Raw genomic sequence first — 19,743 nt, forward strand, 5'->3', positions numbered from 1 at the left:
GATCCCTTCCCGAACTCAGAAGTGAAACCTCTTCGCGCTGATGGTAGTGTGGGGTTACCCATGTGAGAGTAAGTCATCGCCAGCTCATTATTCTAAACACCCTCAACTAGCGTTGGGGGTGTTTTTTTATGCAAAAAGAAAATAAAGTTAGAAAAATAAAATTATAAAAAGAAAGGAAACATAAAAGTGAAGGCAAAATAAAACCATCTGAGGATGGCTTTAATTCAACGGGTATTGGCTACTTTATTAAGCTAGTAAGTCAAAATTAAAGTGCATCTTTTAAGTTTTTTTGGTGCTGTTTGACTTGTTTCGCGTAGCGTTTACCTTGCTTTTTCATTTTTCGATTACTATTGTAGCCAGTAGGTCCCACATTGTAATAGGCCAAAGCTTTAGGCCATTTACCCGACTGATTTTTATAATGATTTAAAATAAATGTACCACAGTTGATATTGGTATGTTCATGGAATAAATCGCCAGGACAAGTCTGCTGCCAATAACGTGGAATAATTTGTGTGAACCCAACTGCACCTGAAGGTGAAACAGCATAGGCACGATAATTCGATTCTTGTCTAATAACTGCAGCGACAAGCAGAGGATCAACATTATGTTGTTCTGCACTTTGTACAATGATTGGTGCTACACGATTTGCTGTATCAGGATGCACAGCATAAGCCTTTTGGATCCCTGTAGAAAGTTTAGCTGAGCGTTTTGCAAGAGAACCACCTCCTAGTGGAGAGCAAGCTGCTAGCGTTAAAACAGTACAACCAATACTGAATATTTTTATAGATGGATATTTTCTAAAAGTATTAAAAATCATATTAAAACTATATCTGTCATTTTGGCGTATGTGAGTATATATACTGATTTTGAGGTGAGCGATTGACCTAGTCAAGCCATTCACAGATTTGAATTGTATCGTGTCAGCATAATACAGAGGTTTCGTTTTGTTTTATCGAATGATTGGATAAACCAATGGAGTCCGATCTATCCTTAGGTTTAATAATATGTCAAATTGATGACAAGTTTTTTATTTAATATAAACTATTGGAATAGAACAAATAAACTGCAATTTTAAGATAAAAGTACGTACAATATCGGCTTTTTAGCACTTTGAAAATTGCTTATTGCACAGGGAGTAAGTGTGTTAGAAGTCTTTGTACAATTATGTGGTGGTATTGGTCTATTTTTGATTGGTATGACCATGATGACAGACAGCTTAAAAAATATGGCAGGGGAAACTTTGCGTATTTGGTTGTCTAAATTTACAGGCTCACCCATTAAAGCTGTGCTTTCAGGCATCGGTTTAACCTTAATTGTACAATCTTCTACAGCAACGACTTTAGCCACAATTGGTTTTGTCAGTGCGGGTATTCTTACTTTTGCTCAGGCAATTGGTGTCATTATTGGCGCGAATATTGGCACAACCAGTACGGGTTGGATGGTGGCATTTTTAGGTGTTAAATTTTCCATCACCAGTTTTGCATTACCTTTGCTGGGTTTGGGTGCAATGCTCAAATTATTTAGTCAGGGGCGAGTTGCATTATTTGGAATGACATTGGCAGGTTTTAGTCTGATTTTCCTTGGCATTGATATGTTGCAAGTTGCCATGTCAGGTTTTGCTGAACGTGTCGATTTATCAGTATTTTCAAGTAGATCTTTGATTGCGCAACTCAGTTTGGTTTTGGTCGGTATTATCATGACCATTCTGTTGCAATCTTCAAGTGCTGCAATTACCGCGACCTTAGCAGCATTGGCCAGTGGTGCGATTGATTTGCAACAGGCTTTAGGTTTGGTGATTGGACAGAATATTGGTACGGTGGCGACAGCCATTATTGCTGTAATTGGTTCAACTGCAAATGCCAAACGTACTGCAGCGGTTCATGTGATTTTTAACATCATTTCAGCCATTTTTGCTTTTATTATTTTAAAACCGTTATTTCTTGAGCTAACACAAAATCAACGTCTTATGGCAACATGGGACAATGTGGTGATTGTTGCTGCATTTCATACAGCATTCAGTATTTCTGGTACTTTGATTATTTTGCCTTTTATCCGTCAGTTCGAAAAACTGATTATGAAAATTATCCCAGATCAAACTCAATCGGTTTTATGTTATCTCGATCAAGCGAGTTTATCTGTGCCCGCCTTGGCTATTCATGCTGCATCAAAGGTGATTTACCATAGTTTGTATGACGTTTTGGTGATGCTAAAACTGGCTATCCAAGAGGGAAGATTACCTTCAAAAGTACGTTTATTACAGCTAGATGAAGTACTCATTCAAGTCCAACGCTATTTGGAAGAAATGTCGATTTCAGAAAATGAAGCCGATCAACAGCGTTTAATGGCGATGCTTCGTTTGATGGTGTATTTACGTGTTTTACGAAGTGATTTGGAAAATATTACTTTAGCAAAAGAAATACGCACCCAACCTGCAATTTATCAAGTTGGCTTAGATTTTGTACAAATTCTTGATGAACATCTAAAAGAAATGGATGATTTTGATGTGCATAAACATGTACTAAGTCTAAATACCGAATTATCTAATTTGAAAAAATGGACAGAAGATCAACGTGCCGAAAACCGTGAAAAAGTGCTGCAATATATTGCCGTGAATCAGCTCAATGCTGCGACAGGTTTAGAGTTGTTGGCGGCACAACGTTGGTTGGATCGCGTGATTGCGCATGCACAGCGCTTAGCTAACGTGTTGGTTGAAAATTCACGTAAACCAAGTTAATGATTTTAGGCTATTTTTTCGATAGTTACTTTTATATTTAAAAATGGCCTAAGCGAATTCACTTTTAATCTCAATCAAGCGTATAATTTGAGCATCGTTTTTTACAGTATTTTTTCAATGACTCCAGCAGCTAAACTTTTAAAAGCCAAGAAAATTCAATTTTCTATGCATGAATATGAACATGATCATAATACTAAAAGTTTTGGTTTAGAAGCTGCGGAGAAGTTAGGCTTAGATGTCACAGAAGTATTTAAAACTTTATTGGTCAGTGATGATAAGCATTATTTTGTGGCGATTTTACCTGTCCATTACCAATTAAATCTTAAAAAAGTTGCGGCTGCTTTTCAGTGTAAAAAAGTACACATGGCTGATCCTAAAGATGCTGAGCGTTTGACAGGTTATTTGGTTGGGGGCATTAGTCCAATTGGGCAGAAGAAACAACTGAAAACAGTGATTGATGCATCCGCTCAACAGCTTGCAACTATGTATGTGAGTGGAGGGAAGCGGGGATTAGATATTGGTTTAACACCAAGCGATTTGGCAAAAGTTTTAAATGCTAATTTTGTAGATATTGTAGATGCATGATATGTTGAACTTTATATTGTTTTGAGTCCAAAGCACACAGATGCTTGTTCTTGTATGAATGTAGCAACTATTCCTATTCGTTTCATCTCAGTGATTCTTGTTCCAAGCGACCATTTAATAACAAAAAAAGTTATCTTTAAGCAATAAATAGGGTAATTAAAAACTCGTATTGATGATTTTTTAACAAACTAAATTTTATGTTATATTAGTGAAAGTTAAGAAATTCTGAGAGGTGCAGTATGGGTAAGCGTCTTAAAGACTACACAATCGAAGATCGAAAAGCTCGTCCAATGTGTCCAGCTAAACCCATTGACTTTGGTGATGATGAGACTACCAATCGCATTATGTTAGATGCTGCTAAACGTGTAATTCGTCGGCATAAAAAAGAACTTATTGCGCTTGCTCACAAATGAGTCTAATGCCCTCAACTTTTGTCGTTGCTGTCTATTTTGATATATCTTTATTACGTTATGAGGCAGTCATTTAGAATGACTAAATTTTCTGCCTTATGACTTAATATCAGCCAAAAACTTGCGAAATCTCTCTCACATCGCAAACATAGACGAATAGTCAGATGAAGTTTACAAAACTTACAAGAGAATAGTTGAATAATAATTACAATAATATATTGTAAAAACATATATTGTTTTGGGTGTTCAAAATGCATGATTATCTGCTGGCATTAATCGGTGGTGGATTGCTTGGTCTTGCAGTCGTGGGCTATTTATATGTTCATGGTCGTATTGCAGGCATTAGTGGTTTACTGGCTCAAGTATTAAATCCGCAAACGCTGTTCAAAACGCCTGCATTGTGGTTTGTGTTAGGTATTTTCATTGTGCCTTTTTTCTATGGCATCGTGGCTCAACCTAAAGTTGAATTGAATGCAAGCCCATTGATGATGATTGTGGCGGGATTGTTGGTTGGTTTCGGTACTCGTTTGGGTTCGGGTTGTACCAGTGGACATGGTATTTGTGGCATGAGTCGTTTATCTAAGCGCTCCATTGCAGCAACAGCTACCTTTATGTTAGCTGGCTTTATTACCGTTTATGTTATCCGCCATATCACAGGAGCATTCTAAATGAAAAATTTCTTAGCCTTTGTTTTCGGTGGTATTTTTTCAGCTGGATTGATTCTTTCTGGTATGTCGAATCCTGAAAAAGTTTTAAACTTCCTTGATCTTTTCGGTACATGGGATGCAAGTCTGGCATTTGTTATGATGGGTGCAATTGCGGTTGCCTTTATTCCATTCCAAAGAATTATGCGCCAAGCTGAACCAAAAACCATTTTAAATGAACCAATTGATTTGCCTAAACAAACTCAAATTGACTCTAAACTGATCACAGGTAGTTTTATTTTTGGTATCGGTTGGGGCGTTGCAGGAATTTGTCCAGCGCCAAGTCTAACCTTGATTGGTTTAGGTTATTATCAAGCAATCTATTTCATTGTTGCAATGTTGGTGGGGATTCTCATTCATCGTAAGGTTGCAGGAGCATAAGATGCACGCAGATATTCAGCATTTTTTTGATGAAAATACTAATACATTCAGTTATGTGGTAAGTGATCCTGTAACGCGTCAATGTGCCATTATTGACAGCGTGTTGGATTATGACCCTGCATCTGCGACTACTTCAACAATTCATGCCGATGAAATCATTGCTTACATCCAAAAAAATGAATTAACGGTTGAATGGATTTTAGAAACGCATGTGCATGCCGATCACCTGACAGCTTCTCAATATTTAAAAGAGCAGTTGGGTGGTAAAATTGCCATGAGCCATAAAATTTCGATTGTGCAAGAAACATTTAGTGCTATCTATAACTTGGATATCAAGTATTTCAATTCACATCAATCATTTGATTATCTGTTTGACGATCATGAAACTTTTACGATTGGTGAATTACAAGCCTATAACATCCCTACACCGGGGCATACGCCTGCTTGTTTAAGCTATGTGATCGGTGATGCTGTATTTGTAGGTGATACTTTGTTTATGCCTGATTATGGTACGGCACGTTGTGATTTCCCGAAAGGCAGTGCAGGGCAGTTGTACGATTCTGTGCAAACGCTATACGCATTGCCTGAAGAAACACGAGTGTTCTTATGCCATGATTATCTACCAGAATCACGTGAACAATATGAACATGAAACACTGCTCAAAACTCAAAAAGAGCAGAATATTCATATTCATACAGGGGTAAGCAAAGCTGAATTTATTGAGATGAGAACTCAGCGTGATGCTACTTTAACGATGCCTAAATTGATTCTGCCATCAATTCAAATCAATATGGACGCAGGTAAGTTCCCACAACCTGAGGCCAATGGTATTCGTTATTTGAAGTTGCCTTTGAATTACTTTAAATAAAATTTTAAGAAAAGTTCATCTTGTATGTTATTGCTTAGGCTCACACAAATAGCCTAAGCAATATTATAAGTTTCACCGTAAAAAGCACATATAAAATTTGATTTATAAACTCAAAACTCATTAAATAGATCAATCATTTGAATTCAAGCTTAGAGTCTATTTTATGTTGTTAAATTATCAAATCACGCAAAATCAGCCTGAATCTACATTGCCACCTTTGGTTTTTATTCATGGTTTATTTGGTAGTTTGAGTAATTTAGGCATGCTCGCACGTGCATTTCAAGAACAGCGCACCGTAATTCAATTAGATGTGCGCAATCATGGTAAGTCTGCGCATTGTGATGACATGAATTATGCAGCAATGGCACAAGATGTTTTAGAAACGTTGAACAGCTTGAATATCGAACAGTTTTCTGTGGTTGGGCATTCAATGGGCGGTAAAGTTGCAATGACTTTAGCTCCTCTGGCTGCCGAGCGTTCACAGCAATTGGTTTTATTGGATATCTGTCCTTTTGCTTATCCTGAAAATCGTCACGATCAAATTTTTACAGCTTTGTTTGCTGTGCAAGATGCACAAGTTGAAAGTCGCCAAGCGGCGATGGAAATTATGCGTGAGCATCTTCAAGAAGAAATGGTCGTGCAATTTTTGATGAAGTCATTTAGCAAAGGGCAATGGTTATTTAACTTAAATGCATTACGTGAACATTATGCAGAAATTTTGTCATGGCAGACGGTGCATAGTGATGTCAATACTTTGTTTATTCGTGGCGGTAATTCACCTTATATTGAGTTACCTGAGCATTATGCCGCTATTCAAGCACAGTTTCCTCACGCAAAAGTTGAAACAGTCGCTCATGCAGGGCATTGGTTGCATGCCGAAAAAACAGCAGAGGTATTGGCATTCATGACTGAGTTTTTAGATTAATCTTGTCTAGTATTTTGCATCATTCGATGATCTAAAATGATCTCAGTTTTTAAATCAATTTTTAAACCAATACTCCATTTGGAGTATTGGTTTTTTATTCATACTGATCTGCATAGATTAACGGTTTAGCTTTTATTCTCAACAATAAAAAAGAGCTGACGTTGAATCATCAGCTCTTTTAAACTTAAGCAACCTTAATTACTTATGCTTTTTCTTCTTCATTGCCAGCAAGTTGCTTTAGCAAATGCTTTTCAAGATAGTGAATATCCATTGCTTGTTTGCAGAAGTTTTTATCTTGCAGAATCAAGTCTTTGTGCAAAGGAATGTTGGTTTTAATTCCTGTTAAGATAGTTTCATCCAAGGCTTGACGCATACGCGCAATACTGGTTTCACGATCTTTACCATGCACAATCAGTTTAGCAATCATTGAGTCGTAATACGGCGGAATGCTATAACCTTCGTAGATGTGTGAATCTACACGAACACCTGCACCACCTGGGGCATAGAAGTGTTCAATTTTACCCGGTGAAGGTACGAAGGTGGTTGGGTCTTCTGCGTTAATACGACATTCGATTGCGTGACCACGAATTTCAACCTGATCTTGCTCAATGTCTAAACCTAGACCTGCAGCAATACGCAATTGTTGTTCAATGATGTCAATGCCTGTCACCATTTCAGTTACAGGGTGCTCAACTTGAACACGGGTATTCATTTCAATGAAGAAGTATTCGTCATCTTCAAATAAGAATTCGAAAGTACCTGCACCACGGTATTGCATTAACTTACATGCATTAACACACGCTTCTAAAATATCGGCACGTGCTTGTTCTGGTAAGTTAGGTGCTGGCGCTTCTTCAAGCACTTTTTGGTGACGGCGTTGTAATGAACAGTCGCGGTCATAAAGGTGAATCGCGTGACCATTACCATCAGCCAATACTTGTACTTCTACGTGGCGTGGCTTTTGTAAGAAACGCTCCATATAGACCGTGTCATCACCAAACCACATTTCTGCATCACGTTGAGCTGCTTGAACTGATTCAAGCAAGGTGTCTACGCGCTCTACAATACGCATACCACGACCACCACCACCAGCAGCAGCTTTTACAATGAGCGGGAAACCAATTTCTTTGGCTTCAGCTAAAGCATTGTGCGGTGTAACGGCGTGTGCTGAACCTGGTACAGTTGGTACGCCAGCTTTACGCATTGCAGTAATTGCAGAAACTTTGTTACCCATTAAGCGAATATGCTCAGGGCGTGGACCAATGAAAATGAAACCTGAACTTTCTACAATTTCAGCAAATTCGGCATTTTCAGCAAGGAAACCATAACCAGGGTGAATGGCATCTGCACCTGTAATTTCTGCTGCAGTAATAATTGCAGGAATATTCAGGTAACTTTCACTGCTCGCACCCGGACCAATACACACGGCTTCATCACAAAAGCGTAAGTGCATCAGGTCTTTATCGGCATCTGAATAGATACCCACGGTTTTGATCCCTAAAGTTTTGCAAGCTCGGGTGATGCGCAGGGCAATCTCACCACGGTTTGCAATTAAAACTTTTTGCAACATTGTGAATCCCCGAGGTCTTAAGCGCGGTAGCGGAAGAGTGGTTGACCAAATTGAATCACTTCGCCATTTTTAACTAGAATTTCTTCAATCACGCCACTTTGAGTTGCTTCAATTGGGTTCATGATTTTCATTGCTTCGATAATGCCAAGCGTTTCACCAGCAGAAACAGTTTGACCCACTTTAATAAATGGTGCTTCACCTGGGCTTGGTGCTGCATAGAACACGCCAACCATTGGAGAAGTTTCAACAGCACCACGTGGTGAAGATTTAGGTGCAGATGGTACTTCTGCAGAAGGTGCAGGCATTGCAGGAACTGCTGCCGCTACTACTGGACTGCGACGAGTTAATGCAATCGACTGATCGCCTTCTTTAACTTCAATCGCTTGTAAGTCAGATTCAATCATCAAGTCGATGAGTTTCTTGATTTTACGAATATCCATGGACAGTATTCCTAGTTTAAGATTGTGTAGTAGGTTGAATTTTTTCAAGAACAAAGTCGAGTGCTGCGGCATAGCCTTTTGCGCCTAAACCGCAAATCACACCAATGGCTTTGTCTGATAAATATGAATGATGTCTAAACGCCTCACGTGCATGCACATTCGACAAATGGACTTCAAGAAATGGAATAGCGACCCCTAACAAGGCATCACGTACCGCAACAGAGGTATGCGTTAATGCAGCAGGGTTAATAATGATATATTGTGTGCCATCTAACGCGGCTTGATGAATTCGGTCTACAATTGCGCCTTCCCAATTACTTTGGAAAGTATCTATAGAAATTGATGCTTTTTGCGCTTGTGAAATGAGCTGTTGATTTATATCCTCAAGAGTGAGGTAACCATAAACTTCGGGTTCACGCTTTCCTAGCAAATTTAGATTCGGTCCATGAATAACCAAAATGGTCGAACTCATTCCGCTTGCTCCAATAAATAATTGCAATAATACTTTGCAAGATGTCTGCAAAGTTTGCTAATTATGGCATAAAATTCCACATTTTTTTTGTAATTTGTTTAATTTGACGTAGAAAGCGTGTGCCAAAATGAGGCTCTATAATGAAAACTTTGCAGGGAATTCGCAATGTTAAAAAATTACATTTTTAGTTTTTTTTGTTGATTTTTATATTCTAAAACAACTGACCAAATCTATTCATTTGTTTTCTGTAACGACTGATCAAGCGAGTGACTTGAACTGGTTTGATTCGGAATGTCAAAGCCAGAAAACAACCAACATCAATATCGCATTTCTTTATAGCATGATATTTCGTTGCTGTTTATAAAAAATGGCGATTCCATTTTTTCAGTTCATTCAAAGTAGATGACCACACAAACTGCAGTGGATCATCTAATACGTTTTGTGATCATCGTTCAAGTTATGGATTCGATAGAAAGATCATTTCGATAATAAGATATTTTAAAAATTCAACTTTATTTAAATAAAACATGAGCTTAAATGGAATGCTTTGATTGATATATTTATCTATATTTTAGTCTGGAATAGATGCTCCTACGCTGCGTATTATATTTTGAGTGGGGTGCTGTTGGTTTTATGTACACTTTAATTAAGTTGTAGATTGATCACAAGACCAAGCACATGCACGATCTGCACGGATATCTACCTCATTTAAAAATATGACGTGGTATCGAACAAAAAAACGGTGATGAAAGTTTCAGCAATTTTTTTCTAGCCAATGTTCTTCTACTCAATAGCCCGCAGCATCTACATCATAGATAAAATTTTAGAACGCATTGACCTTTTATTTCAAAAATCACCTTAAAAATGGCGTTATCGTAAAGTAGAGCAATATGTTCGGTATTGGCAAAAGTTAAGTGATCTTGTTCTGAATCTTGCTTTATTTGCTGTTAAAGCTCAGAAAAGCTTAATCCGTCTGTTGTTTCTCTGTTGCAGAAGGTGCTGCATCAAAACTGACAATCACTTTTAAACCTTGCGGTTGGTTAGCCTGAAATTGAAGTAGGTAGCCATATTGCTCTAATAATACTTTGACTAGAGTTAGACCTAAGCCATAGCCTTGTTTATGCGCAGATTTACGCCAAAAACGCTGAGTCAGAATGGTAAAATCATCTTCATTCAGGCTTTTGCCTTGGTCTGCAATGATCAATTGCAGGTCTTGCATATAAATTTGAATGTTTGGCGCATCCTCTGCATGCAAATAAGCATTTTGAATCAAGTTTTTCAGTACCATGTGCAACGCAGGCGCTGGAATATTAATGTGTTGTGCTACCAAACTCGCCCAATCAATCTGTAATTTCGCTGATAAATTGGGATATTCCACAGTCAGTTCCGACAAGACTGTTTCTAATACGCTACGCATATCTGCATGGCTATGTGCCGCTTGAATACCTGCTTCAGTTTGACTGAGCAATAACAGTTGTTCCAAAAGTTGTTGATAACGTTGGATGCTGCGTTCTGCGTGTTTTAAATTGTCGATGACTTTGGCTGTATCTTGGGCAGATGCGGTTTGATTCAACATCAATTGGCTCAGTTGCACATGCGTTTTAATAGCCGTTAACGGCGTGCGCAGTTCATGCGCAGCAAATGCACTAAAGTTTTTTTCGTGTTCCAGACTTTTATGTAGGCGTTCAATCAGCATCAATAAGTTATCGACAAAAGGCTGAATTTCTTTAGGAATTTTTTGTGATCTCAGTTCAATTAAATAACGAGAAGCTTCATCTAAAGATTGTTTTTTCTGAATTAAGTGGCGGGTGATGTGATCGAGCGGTAAAAACTCCAGACGGATAATCCACAAAATTAGCAAAATACAAATAATCAAAGTAAGCAGTAAAGGAATCAGTACCGACTGTAAAATTTGTTTAAGTAGGTTTTGCCGTAACTGAATTTTTTCAGCCACCACCACCTGAACTTCACCTTCACGCAGTACATAACTACGCCATTGCAGTCCATTTTCTGTCCATGTGCTGAAACCGACTTGTTGGTTTTTTAAATTTTTCGGTGCGCCTTGAGTGCGTGCAATCACATGCTGTGGTAATGAAACATCGGCACGGAAAATAGAGACTTCACAAGCAATTAAACTATGTAGCAAGGCATTTTCTGATTCGGCATGCAAACTTTCTGTGAGTTGTTCTAGGGGCAGTTGCTGAATCAGGCGGGCGACCATACGGGCTGAGGTAGAAAGTCGTTCATCCAGCGTATTTTGTAAGCGTTGTTCCAAGTCATGGTAGAGCCATGCAAAGACAATCACCCACAGCAAAATAAATGCACAGCTGATGGTCGATACCAAACGCCATTTCAGACTGTAGTTTTTCATGTCAGCAGCTCAGGTTTAAAGATGTAGCCGACACCACGCACCGTTTGAATAAAATCGGGGTGGATTTTATGCCGTAAATGGTAGATATGCACATTTAAGGCATTGCTTTCGATACTGTCTTGAAAGCCATACACTTTATCTATCAGTTCTTCATTTTTTAAGATTTGGTTCGGATGCCGTAAAAAGGTTTCCAATAGGCTATATTCACGGCGTGAAAGCTGAATGTTTTGTGAATGCCAACTGACTTCTTGTGTATCGAGGTTCATGTGTAACTGACCACTTTGCAGTTGGTTCGATGAATAACCACGATGACGGCGGCTTAATGCATATACACGGGCAATCAGTTCATTTAATTCAAAAGGTTTAGTTAGGTAGTCATCTGCTCCTAAGTTGAGCGCCTGTACGCAGTCTTGAGTATGATTCCGCGCGGTTAATACCAATACTGGAATATGAATGGCATCTTTACGCCAGTTTTCGAGTAACTGTAAACCATCTTGGTCAGGCAGACCTAAATCGAGCAGGCACAGATCTACCGCACTATGACGTATGAAGTAATCGGCATCGCGCGCGTTATTCACGTGTTCGACTGAAATACTTAAAAATTCGAGTGCTGCCACAATACTTTGGGCAATATAAGGATCATCTTCCACCAAAACGACGAACATATTTGCTCCTATACCACAGTCAGCCCAATATATGACACATCTCGATCACGCCACAAATTTAGATTAGGCACCTACAATGCTCAAGTTTACAAAGAAAAATCTTTATTAATGTTCTCTTAATCTACACTTACCGATAATACAGTCAGTTTTTTAATTTTTAGTATAAATACATGATTTTTATTCGCGTCATTGCTTATTTTGTGTTGAGTCTGTGTGCGGTGTGGGTCAATGCTGCCAATGAATTTTTAGCGTCCGATCAAGCTTTTAAGTTTCAGGCGACGTCATTGTCTGAACAAACGGTTGAACTGAAATGGGATGTCGCACCGCATTACTATTTATATCACGATCAATTCAAAGTCAGTCAGGCTCAAAAGCCGCTTGCTTTTAAATTGCCTGCAGGGCAGGAAAAAGATGATCCGACTTTCGGGCTGACACGTGTGCATTATGGGCAAGTGACAACACAGATTCAGGTGAAGCCTAATCAGCAATATCAAATTACTTGGCAAGGCTGCGCTGAAGATGGTTTGTGTTATCCCGTACAGCGTAAAACGATTCAAACCGATGCCGATGGTTTATTGCCACAGCATAATTTAAGTGCGGGCAAAGGTAATTTACTTCAGCAACTCAATCAGAATAATCAGGCTGCTTTAAACACTAACTTAAATGATGCAGATAAGCATCAAGCCAATGGTTCTAGTACACAAAAACAAGTTACGACAACTGCAAATACTGTAACGACAAAAGAACTCAAACTTGAACAGCAAACGCTAGAAAACAAAGCACAGCTTGCTGAAAATGCGGTTGCTGTAACACAAGCTGATCCTAAACTTACCCCTGAATCAGTAGAAAACGTTGATTTAGCAAATTCCTTAGAGATTGAAAATACAGATACGGCGTTGACAGACAATACATTCGCTGCATCAGCCAATTCAAGCAATACGGAAACAGCCAGTAGTACGAGTCTGAATCAGCAATGGAACAATGATCAATTTTTCCTGAATTTATTGTCTGGGCAAGGGTTGTTACTGAATGCGTTTATCTTTTTAGGTTTTGGGGTATTACTGGCTTTTTTACCGTGTTCATTGCCGCTGATTCCAATTCTTTCTGGCATTTTGGTGCAGCGCAATACAGGCTATAAAGCGGCAGCAATTGCGATCACCTTTATCGTCAGTATGGCGCTAGTCTATGGCTTGATGGGCGTTGTTGCGTCACACATTGGTTATAGCGTACAGCGTTGGTTCCAAAATCCCGTAGTGATTGCAGTTTTTGCTATGTTGTTTGTGCTCTTTGCTTTAAACCTGTTTGGACTGTATCAGTTCTCATTACCACAAGCAGTGTTACAGCGTTTAGATCGTATTCAGCAATATCAAAAAGGCGGTACTTTATTGGGTGCGGGCGTTATGGGGGTGATTTCTGCACTGATTGTCGGGCCATGTATGAGTGCGCCTTTAGCGGGAGCATTGCTGTACGTCTCACATTTGGATCAAGCAGCATTGGGTGGTTTATATTTGTTCCTGCTCGGTTTAGGTATGGGAATTCCTTTACTTATTGCCAGCGTGTTTGGCGCGAAATATTTGCCAAAGCCAGGTTTGTGGATGGAACGGCTAAAATTTAGCTTTGGTTTTATCATGTTGGCAATGGCTTTGTATTTTGCTCGTCCGCTATTTTCTGTGACTTGGTACTATGTTGCTTTTGCTGTGGTGTTATTTGCCTTCGCTGCATATTTAATTGCAATTTTGCGCCACGTGTTACATCGTCCACAGCGTTTTTCGTTATTGGCTTTGGCGGCAGTAATCGCCAGTAGTGGAATTTGGCATGTCAATCAGAGTATTGCCAGTGTCAATGCGCAGGTACAAGCAGACCAATTACAGCCATGGATCAAAGTACGCACAGAACAAGAGTTGAATGCAGCTTTGGCCGCACATGCTCATCAAAAGATTGTGATTGATGTCTATGCCGATTGGTGTGTGGCGTGTCAGCCGATTGAGCGTGATGTGATTCCTCGTACCGATGTGCAAGATGCTTTAAAGCATGTGGTGCGGATTAAACTCGACTTAACCGAACAGCATCCTTCACAAGATGCCTTATTGAAAAAATGGCAGATTTTAGGGCCGCCAACGTTGTTATTTTTGGCAGATCCACAACGGGAACAACGTGAATTGCGTCTAACAGGTGCTTATAACGCAGCGCAATTGATTCAAAATATTCATCAACTGCAAGAGGCTGCGCCATGATTCAATCCGCAGTCTTGCAGTTAGGCATGTTGATGATTCCATGGCCATTGGTGTTTTTATTGCTAGGACTGATTGTCGTCTTTGCAATGGGTAAATTTTTTCAGCGTCGTTATACATGGAATGCACAGACTTGGACAGGTTATCAGGATGCATTATGGAATGCGCTGTGGATTGGTGCTTTAGTTGGGCGGGCAGTTTTTGTGTTGCAGCATTATGAGCTGTACTTTGCCAACCCGATTGATATTTTAAAAATTCAGGACAAAGGCTTTCATCTGATTGCCGCAGTTATGGCAGGTGTGGCGTGGTTTGTCTGGAAAAATCGCGCTATTCAACGTGTTGTTCTGGCATGGGCAGTTGCGCTCTTTATTACAGTACAAGTTGTAGGTTGGAGTCTTATCCAACCTTTGCAGACGCAGCATGCCTATCCCAATCTAGTATTGCACAACCTAGCGCAACAACCTCAAGATTTAGCTCAATTTTCAGGGCAGCCCACGGTGATTAATCTCTGGGCGACTTGGTGTCCAGTTTGTCATCGTGAAATGCCTGTTATGCAACAAGCACAGCAAGATTTCCCTGAGGTCAATTTTGTATTTGCCAATCAAGGCGAATTTGCAGCAGAGATTCAAGCCTATTTACAGAAACATCGATTTCAGTTTGAACACGTGTTATTAGACCCTGCAGCTCGTTTAGGACAACACTTCAATATGTTCGGTTTGCCAAGTACTTTGTTTTTTAATGCACAAGGAGAATTGGTCGATCATCACATGGGTGAATTGACCAAGCCGATGCTGCAGCATTATCTGAAAAAAATACAAGCGAATCCATAAACGCGCTCTTAACGATTTGAAAGAAAACCCGCCGTGAAGCCAAAATTAAGGACAATCAATATGACATCAAACATCAAAAATAACATGCTGAAACTGGCGATAGGTATGAGTCTTGCCAGTAGTGTGAGTATGCTGCAAGCACAGGACAACCTCAAACAGCACATTGAAAAAGAAGGTTTTAAGTTTGTGCAACAAATTCAAGCACCTGCACAAATGACAGGTTGGGCAGGGCATATTGAACAAAGTCCTGCGACAGTGTTTATTTCCAATGATCAGAAATACTATATTGTAGGCACTTTGTTTGATGCACAAGGCAATAATTTAACCGTCGATGCTTTAGACCGTTATGTGAAAAAGTCGGTACTTGAAGATGTGTGGCAAAGTCTGGAACACGCTACTTGGATTCAGGATGGGCAAACCAGTGCTGAAAAAATTGTCTACGTGTTTTCAGACCCGAATTGTCCGTATTGCCATACCTTTTGGAAGCAGGCACGTCCGTGGGTAGAATCTGGCAAAGTTCAGTTAAGACATATTATTGTGGCGGTGATCCGACTTGAAAGCAAAGGGCAGGCCGCGACTTTATTAATGGCGAAAAACCCACAGCAGACCTTTAATGCGTTCCATCGTCAATACGGACAAAAAAAGCTGATCGAGCAAAAAACTGTGCCTGTACATGTAGAAAAAACCTTAGAACAGAATCAGGCACTGATGGATAAATACGAGTTCTTTGCCACACCTGTTGTGCTTTGGAAAAATAAACAGGGCGAATTACAGTCGGTACAAGGAATGCCAAAATCTATGAAAGATGTGTTTGAGTGATTTTAAAAATTTCCGAGCAAATATCTAACTGAATATTCAAATCTAAAGCGCAAAAAAGCTTGCTCTAATTGCATTGGAGCAAGCTTTTTGATGTAAAAGATTCAGTCTTTTATTTCTGAATACGAATCGCAAATTGAATGACGTGGGATTTGCCCTGATGCAGTTTGCCTTCTGAGCGTTCTACATCGCCCACAAAGAAATGAATCAGATGATCGTGTTTAAAATGGCTTAAAAACTCGATAGGATCGTACAGCATTTCTACTGCACGTGGGCCGCCCGTTTTATATTCTAGCTGACGAGTAGAATACAGCTCACCAACAAATAAACCGCCGTTGACCAAAGTTTCGCGCACGCCATTTAACACTTTTTGCTGTGTTTCAGGGTTAAAGTGACCAAATACGCAAATCACGTTGTCATATTGATTCGCTGGCCAATTCACCTGACTTAAATCTTGCTTTCGTGTATTTAGACTTAAACCACGTTGCTGTGCATAGCCTTGGGCCTTATCTAAAGCAACTTGCGAGTAGTCCCACAAATCTGCTTCAAATGCTTGCCCATTGGCTTGTGCCAAAGCGGCCAAATATAACAAGTTACGACCTTCACCTTCGGCCAAGCCCAAAGTTTTGCCGTGAATAGACAGTTTTTGCGTAATGTCCTGAATGAACGCATTGGCTTGTTCACCATAAATATGGTCATGTTGGCTGTAGCGTTCATCCCATTCATTATGGATATTTAACATAGTTTCGACTCGGTAAATAATTTGATGCTGTTATTCGGCTGTAGATGGAGAAAACTCTTTAAATGCTGCCACGGCGTTTGCGGCATACATGAGTGATGGGCCACCGCCCATATAAACAGCAATACCTAAAATTTCATTCAATTCTTCAAAAGTCATGCCCATTTTGACCAAAGTTCTGACGTGAAAACCGATACAACCATCACAGCGTTGTGCCACACCAATTGCAAGCGCAATAAACTCTTTGGTTTTGGCATCAATTACGCCGTCTTTCATCGCAACTTGTGATAGGGCATTAAAGCTTTTAAGTAAATCGGGAGATTGTTCTTTAATGGATTTGATATTAGACGAAATTTCAGCAGTGAGTTCGGTATATTTCATGTTGTTTCACCATCAAGCAGATTAGAACCTAAAGACAATATACCATATATTTAAATATATTATGTTTGTATATATTAATTAGCAACTTTGCTTAAATTCAGTAAATCTGTATTTATAGCATTATCAATTCACCCAAATCACTTTATAATGTTGCCGCATATTCTGGAGTCGCTGTTAAATAGTTGCGATGACTTCAAACCTCATTTTTTAAGTCTTATTCTCCCTCTTGATTCGGCTTATAAATCAATATTTTATAATTTTGTGTCTGAGTAGGCACATACAATAGGTGCCTGCATGGAAATTAAAGTCAATTATTTAGACAACTTGCGTCTTGAAGCTAAATTTGACGATTTTACCGTCATTGCCGATCAGCCCATCCGTTATAAAGGCGATGGTTCTGCGCCAGGCCCATTTGATTATTTCCTTGCGTCATCTGCATTGTGTGCTGCGTATTTCGTGAAGGTTTATTGCCAATCACGTGATATTCCAACCGATAATATCCGCTTATCTCAAAACAATATTGTCGATCCTGAAAACCGTTATAAACAGATTTTTAAAATTCAGGTGGAATTGCCTGCAGATATTTCTGAAAAAGACCGTCAGGGGATTTTACGTTCTATTGACCGTTGTACCGTAAAGAAAGTCGTGCAAACAGGCCCTGAGTTTGTGATTGAGCAAGTCGAAAGCATTGATGCCGATGCACAAGCTTTGCTGATGCCGAACTTGACTTCATCTCAAGCGACCTTTATTGCAGGTAAAGATTTACCGCTTGAAGAAACCATTGCCAATATGTCAGGTATTTTGGCAGGTTTGGGCATGAAAATTGAGATTGCCTCATGGCGTAATATCGTACCCAATGTCTGGTCATTGCATATTCGTGATGCGCAATCGCCAATGTGTTTTACCAATGGTAAAGGCGCAACTAAAGAAAGTGCATTAGCATCTGCTTTGGGTGAATTCATCGAGCGTTTGAACTGTAACTTCTTCTATAACGATCAGTTCTGGGGCGAAGAGATTGCCAATGCCGAGTTTGTGCATTATCCAAATGAAAAATGGTTTAAACCTGGCCCAAATGGTGAATTGCCTAAAGAAATTTTAGATGAGTATTGCCTAGAAATTTATGATCCTGAAGATGAGTTGCTGGGCACACATCTATATGACACCAACTCGGGTAATACTGAGCGTGGTATTTGTTCATTGCCATTTGTGCGTCAATCCGATGGTGAAACGGTATATTTCCCATCAAATTTAATTGAAAACTTATATTTAAGTAACGGGATGAGTGCAGGCAACACGCTGGCAGAAGCGCAAGTACAGTGTTTATCTGAAATTTTTGAACGTGCAGTGAAGCGTGAAATTATTCAGGAAGAAATGAGTCTGCCTGATGTACCGCAAGAAATTTTGGCAAAATATCCAAGCATTGTGGCAGGTATTCAGGCTTTAGAAGAACAAGGTTTTCCAGTATTGGTGAAAGATGCGTCTTTAGGCGGTCAATTCCCTGTCATGTGTGTGACCTTAATGAACCCACGTACAGGCGGTGTCTTTGCTTCATTTGGTGCACATCCAAACTTTAAAGTCGCTTTAGAGCGAAGCTTAACCGAGTTATTGCAAGGGCGTAGTTTTGAAGGTTTAAATGATTTACCACAGCCGACCTTTAGCACGAATGCGGTAACTGAGCCGAATAACTATGTTGAACACTTTATTGATTCAAGTGGTGTGGTGTCTTGGCGTTTCTTTAGTGCGCAGGCAGACCATGAATTTGTAGAGTGGGATTTCACCAACAATGGTCAATACAGTAATGTCGAAGAAGCTGAGGCTTTATTTGCGATTTTAGAAGAAATGGGCAAAGAATCTTATATGGCGATTTATGAACATTTAGGTGCGATTGCTTGCCGAATTTTAGTCCCTGATTATTCAGAAGTGTATTTGGTGGAAGACCTGATTTGGGATAATACCAATAAAGCTTTGCTGTACCGTGAAGACATTTTAAATCTGCACCGTTTGGATGATGCACAACTTGAAGCTTTAGTTGAGCGTTTGGAAGAATGTGAGCTAGATGACTATACTGAAATCAAAACCTTAATTGGCATTGAATTTGATGACAATACCGTTTGGGGACAGCTCACTATCCTTGAATTAAAATTGTTGATTTATTTGGCATTAGAACAGTTTGAAGAAGCTAAAGATTTAGTCGAAGCATTCTTACAATACAACACCAATACCGTAGAACGTGGCTTGTTCTATCAATGTATGAATGTCGTGCTTGAAGTTATTTTAGATGATGAAATGGATATTGCCGATTATGCTGTCAATTTCCGCCGTATGTTTGGCAATGAACGTATGGATGCAGTCATGGGTTCTGTTGAAGGCACAGTACGTTTCTATGGTCTAACCGAAACCAATATGCAGCTTGAAGGTTTAGATCGTCATTTACGTTTAATCGACAGCTACAAAAAACTGCATAAAGCACGTGCCAAGTTTGTTGGGCTGAATAAAGACTAATCTTGCAGAAGTAGAACGCTGTTCTGATTTGAATCACCGTCCAAGAAAAAGACTCGGCTTTAAAAGTCCGAGTCAGGTATTATGGCAACAACATGGTGTTGCATTTCAAATGCTATCTA

General features: G+C 39.5%; 19 protein-coding genes and 1 rRNA gene. 12 read left to right on the forward strand and 8 right to left on the reverse strand.

Annotated elements, in window-relative coordinates; translation table 11 throughout:
* Positions 1-85, forward strand: a 5S ribosomal RNA gene (rrf, locus tag FTU58_RS12140); the annotation flags it as partial.
* A 180-nt stretch (positions 86-265) separates the two neighbouring features.
* Here rrf and FTU58_RS12145 read toward each other — a convergent pair.
* On the reverse strand, positions 266-817 hold the full coding sequence (locus tag FTU58_RS12145; RefSeq protein ID WP_096902336.1) for a lytic transglycosylase domain-containing protein: 552 nt from the start codon (positions 815-817) through the stop codon (positions 266-268).
* 324 nt (positions 818-1,141) lie between these two features.
* Here FTU58_RS12145 and FTU58_RS12150 point away from each other — a divergent pair, with 324 nt between their 5' ends.
* From FTU58_RS12150 to FTU58_RS12180, 7 genes are all read left to right on the forward strand, one after another.
* Entirely contained in the window at positions 1,142-2,734 is a 1,593-nt protein-coding gene (locus FTU58_RS12150) for a Na/Pi cotransporter family protein (protein ID WP_167845994.1), read from the forward strand.
* Positions 2,735-2,851: 117 nt separating this feature from the next.
* Positions 2,852-3,319, forward strand: coding sequence for a Cys-tRNA(Pro) deacylase (gene ybaK, locus FTU58_RS12155; protein WP_154320758.1), 468 nt, complete (start codon positions 2,852-2,854; stop codon positions 3,317-3,319).
* A 239-nt stretch (positions 3,320-3,558) separates the two neighbouring features.
* Positions 3,559-3,732, forward strand: coding sequence for a hypothetical protein (locus FTU58_RS12160; RefSeq protein WP_004973856.1), 174 nt, complete (start codon positions 3,559-3,561; stop codon positions 3,730-3,732).
* Positions 3,733-3,980: 248 nt separating this feature from the next.
* On the forward strand, positions 3,981-4,397 hold the full coding sequence (locus FTU58_RS12165) for a YeeE/YedE family protein (protein ID WP_004973854.1): 417 nt from the start codon (positions 3,981-3,983) through the stop codon (positions 4,395-4,397).
* Entirely contained in the window at positions 4,398-4,814 is a 417-nt protein-coding gene (locus tag FTU58_RS12170; RefSeq protein ID WP_004973852.1) for a DUF6691 family protein, read from the forward strand.
* A 1-nt stretch (position 4,815) separates the two neighbouring features.
* The gene (locus FTU58_RS12175; RefSeq protein ID WP_004973849.1) at positions 4,816-5,682 is read left to right on the forward strand and encodes an MBL fold metallo-hydrolase; all 867 of its coding nucleotides are present in this window, start codon (positions 4,816-4,818) and stop codon (positions 5,680-5,682) included.
* 163 nt (positions 5,683-5,845) lie between these two features.
* Positions 5,846-6,607: an alpha/beta fold hydrolase gene (locus FTU58_RS12180; protein WP_180062493.1), complete on the forward strand. Its 762-nt coding sequence runs from the start codon at positions 5,846-5,848 to the stop codon at positions 6,605-6,607.
* Positions 6,608-6,809: 202 nt separating this feature from the next.
* Here the strand turns inward: FTU58_RS12180 and accC are convergent, their stop codons facing one another.
* The 5 genes from accC to FTU58_RS12205 all read right to left on the reverse strand — a co-directional run bounded on the left by accC (position 6,810) and on the right by FTU58_RS12205 (position 12,125).
* The gene (accC, locus tag FTU58_RS12185) at positions 6,810-8,177 is read right to left on the reverse strand and encodes an acetyl-CoA carboxylase biotin carboxylase subunit (protein WP_004973841.1); all 1,368 of its coding nucleotides are present in this window, start codon (positions 8,175-8,177) and stop codon (positions 6,810-6,812) included.
* Between the two features lie 17 nt (positions 8,178-8,194).
* Positions 8,195-8,617: an acetyl-CoA carboxylase biotin carboxyl carrier protein gene (gene accB / locus FTU58_RS12190; protein WP_004973838.1), complete on the reverse strand. Its 423-nt coding sequence runs from the start codon at positions 8,615-8,617 to the stop codon at positions 8,195-8,197.
* A 16-nt stretch (positions 8,618-8,633) separates the two neighbouring features.
* Positions 8,634-9,089, reverse strand: a complete 456-nt coding sequence (gene aroQ / locus FTU58_RS12195) for a type II 3-dehydroquinate dehydratase (RefSeq protein WP_096902340.1) — start codon at positions 9,087-9,089, stop codon at positions 8,634-8,636.
* A 964-nt stretch (positions 9,090-10,053) separates the two neighbouring features.
* Complete coding sequence (locus FTU58_RS12200; RefSeq protein WP_104851943.1) at positions 10,054-11,460, reverse strand: ATP-binding protein; 1,407 nt, start codon at positions 11,458-11,460, stop codon at positions 10,054-10,056.
* Entirely contained in the window at positions 11,457-12,125 is a 669-nt protein-coding gene (locus tag FTU58_RS12205; protein WP_104851944.1) for a response regulator transcription factor, read from the reverse strand. Before FTU58_RS12205 ends, FTU58_RS12200 begins: the two co-directional genes overlap by 4 nt.
* A gap of 170 nt (positions 12,126-12,295) precedes the next feature.
* Between FTU58_RS12205 and dsbD the strand changes: the two genes are divergently transcribed.
* The 3 genes from dsbD to dsbG are packed head-to-tail and all read left to right on the forward strand — an operon-like array spanning position 12,296 to position 16,005.
* Positions 12,296-14,359, forward strand: coding sequence for a protein-disulfide reductase DsbD (dsbD, locus tag FTU58_RS12210; RefSeq protein ID WP_180062494.1), 2,064 nt, complete (start codon positions 12,296-12,298; stop codon positions 14,357-14,359).
* Positions 14,356-15,186, forward strand: a complete 831-nt coding sequence (locus FTU58_RS12215) for a TlpA disulfide reductase family protein (protein WP_104851946.1) — start codon at positions 14,356-14,358, stop codon at positions 15,184-15,186. The genes dsbD and FTU58_RS12215 overlap by 4 nt, the downstream gene beginning before the upstream one ends.
* Before the next feature lie 60 nt (positions 15,187-15,246).
* The gene (gene dsbG, locus FTU58_RS12220) at positions 15,247-16,005 is read left to right on the forward strand and encodes a thiol:disulfide interchange protein DsbG (RefSeq protein WP_180062495.1); all 759 of its coding nucleotides are present in this window, start codon (positions 15,247-15,249) and stop codon (positions 16,003-16,005) included.
* Between the two features lie 109 nt (positions 16,006-16,114).
* On the opposite strand, the gene FTU58_RS12225 is transcribed toward dsbG, so the two are convergent.
* Positions 16,115-16,744, reverse strand: a complete 630-nt coding sequence (locus tag FTU58_RS12225; protein WP_178319301.1) for a class I SAM-dependent methyltransferase — start codon at positions 16,742-16,744, stop codon at positions 16,115-16,117.
* A 30-nt stretch (positions 16,745-16,774) separates the two neighbouring features.
* A complete protein-coding gene (locus FTU58_RS12230) occupies positions 16,775-17,122 on the reverse strand; it encodes a carboxymuconolactone decarboxylase family protein (protein WP_004973824.1) in 348 nt (115 codons plus the stop codon).
* Positions 17,123-17,416: 294 nt separating this feature from the next.
* Here FTU58_RS12230 and FTU58_RS12235 point away from each other — a divergent pair, with 294 nt between their 5' ends.
* On the forward strand, positions 17,417-19,624 hold the full coding sequence (locus FTU58_RS12235) for an OsmC domain/YcaO domain-containing protein (protein WP_179988966.1): 2,208 nt from the start codon (positions 17,417-17,419) through the stop codon (positions 19,622-19,624).
* The last annotated feature ends 119 nt before the right edge of the window (positions 19,625-19,743 follow it).

Source organism: Acinetobacter sp. YH12120 (assembly GCF_013418795.1).
GTDB lineage: Bacteria > Pseudomonadota > Gammaproteobacteria > Pseudomonadales > Moraxellaceae > Acinetobacter > Acinetobacter towneri.

Bases quoted from the DNA above. Each gene is read 5' to 3' on its own strand.
- FTU58_RS12145 (WP_096902336.1), bottom strand. From the start codon at position 817: ATGATTTTTAATACTTTTAGAAAATATCCATCTATAAAAATATTCAGT.
- ybaK (WP_154320758.1), top strand. From the start codon at position 2,852: ATGACTCCAGCAGCTAAACTTTTAAAAGCCAAGAAAATTCAATTTTCT.
- FTU58_RS12160 (WP_004973856.1), top strand. From the start codon at position 3,559: ATGGGTAAGCGTCTTAAAGACTACACAATCGAAGATCGAAAAGCTCGT.
- FTU58_RS12165 (WP_004973854.1), top strand. From the start codon at position 3,981: ATGCATGATTATCTGCTGGCATTAATCGGTGGTGGATTGCTTGGTCTT.
- FTU58_RS12170 (WP_004973852.1), top strand. From the start codon at position 4,398: ATGAAAAATTTCTTAGCCTTTGTTTTCGGTGGTATTTTTTCAGCTGGA.
- FTU58_RS12175 (WP_004973849.1), top strand. From the start codon at position 4,816: ATGCACGCAGATATTCAGCATTTTTTTGATGAAAATACTAATACATTC.
- FTU58_RS12180 (WP_180062493.1), top strand. From the start codon at position 5,846: ATGTTGTTAAATTATCAAATCACGCAAAATCAGCCTGAATCTACATTG.
- accC (WP_004973841.1), bottom strand. From the start codon at position 8,177: ATGTTGCAAAAAGTTTTAATTGCAAACCGTGGTGAGATTGCCCTGCGC.
- accB (WP_004973838.1), bottom strand. From the start codon at position 8,617: ATGGATATTCGTAAAATCAAGAAACTCATCGACTTGATGATTGAATCT.
- aroQ (WP_096902340.1), bottom strand. From the start codon at position 9,089: ATGAGTTCGACCATTTTGGTTATTCATGGACCGAATCTAAATTTGCTA.
- FTU58_RS12200 (WP_104851943.1), bottom strand. From the start codon at position 11,460: ATGAAAAACTACAGTCTGAAATGGCGTTTGGTATCGACCATCAGCTGT.
- FTU58_RS12205 (WP_104851944.1), bottom strand. From the start codon at position 12,125: ATGTTCGTCGTTTTGGTGGAAGATGATCCTTATATTGCCCAAAGTATT.
- dsbD (WP_180062494.1), top strand. From the start codon at position 12,296: ATGATTTTTATTCGCGTCATTGCTTATTTTGTGTTGAGTCTGTGTGCG.
- FTU58_RS12215 (WP_104851946.1), top strand. From the start codon at position 14,356: ATGATTCAATCCGCAGTCTTGCAGTTAGGCATGTTGATGATTCCATGG.
- dsbG (WP_180062495.1), top strand. From the start codon at position 15,247: ATGACATCAAACATCAAAAATAACATGCTGAAACTGGCGATAGGTATG.
- FTU58_RS12225 (WP_178319301.1), bottom strand. From the start codon at position 16,744: ATGTTAAATATCCATAATGAATGGGATGAACGCTACAGCCAACATGAC.
- FTU58_RS12230 (WP_004973824.1), bottom strand. From the start codon at position 17,122: ATGAAATATACCGAACTCACTGCTGAAATTTCGTCTAATATCAAATCC.
- FTU58_RS12235 (WP_179988966.1), top strand. From the start codon at position 17,417: ATGGAAATTAAAGTCAATTATTTAGACAACTTGCGTCTTGAAGCTAAA.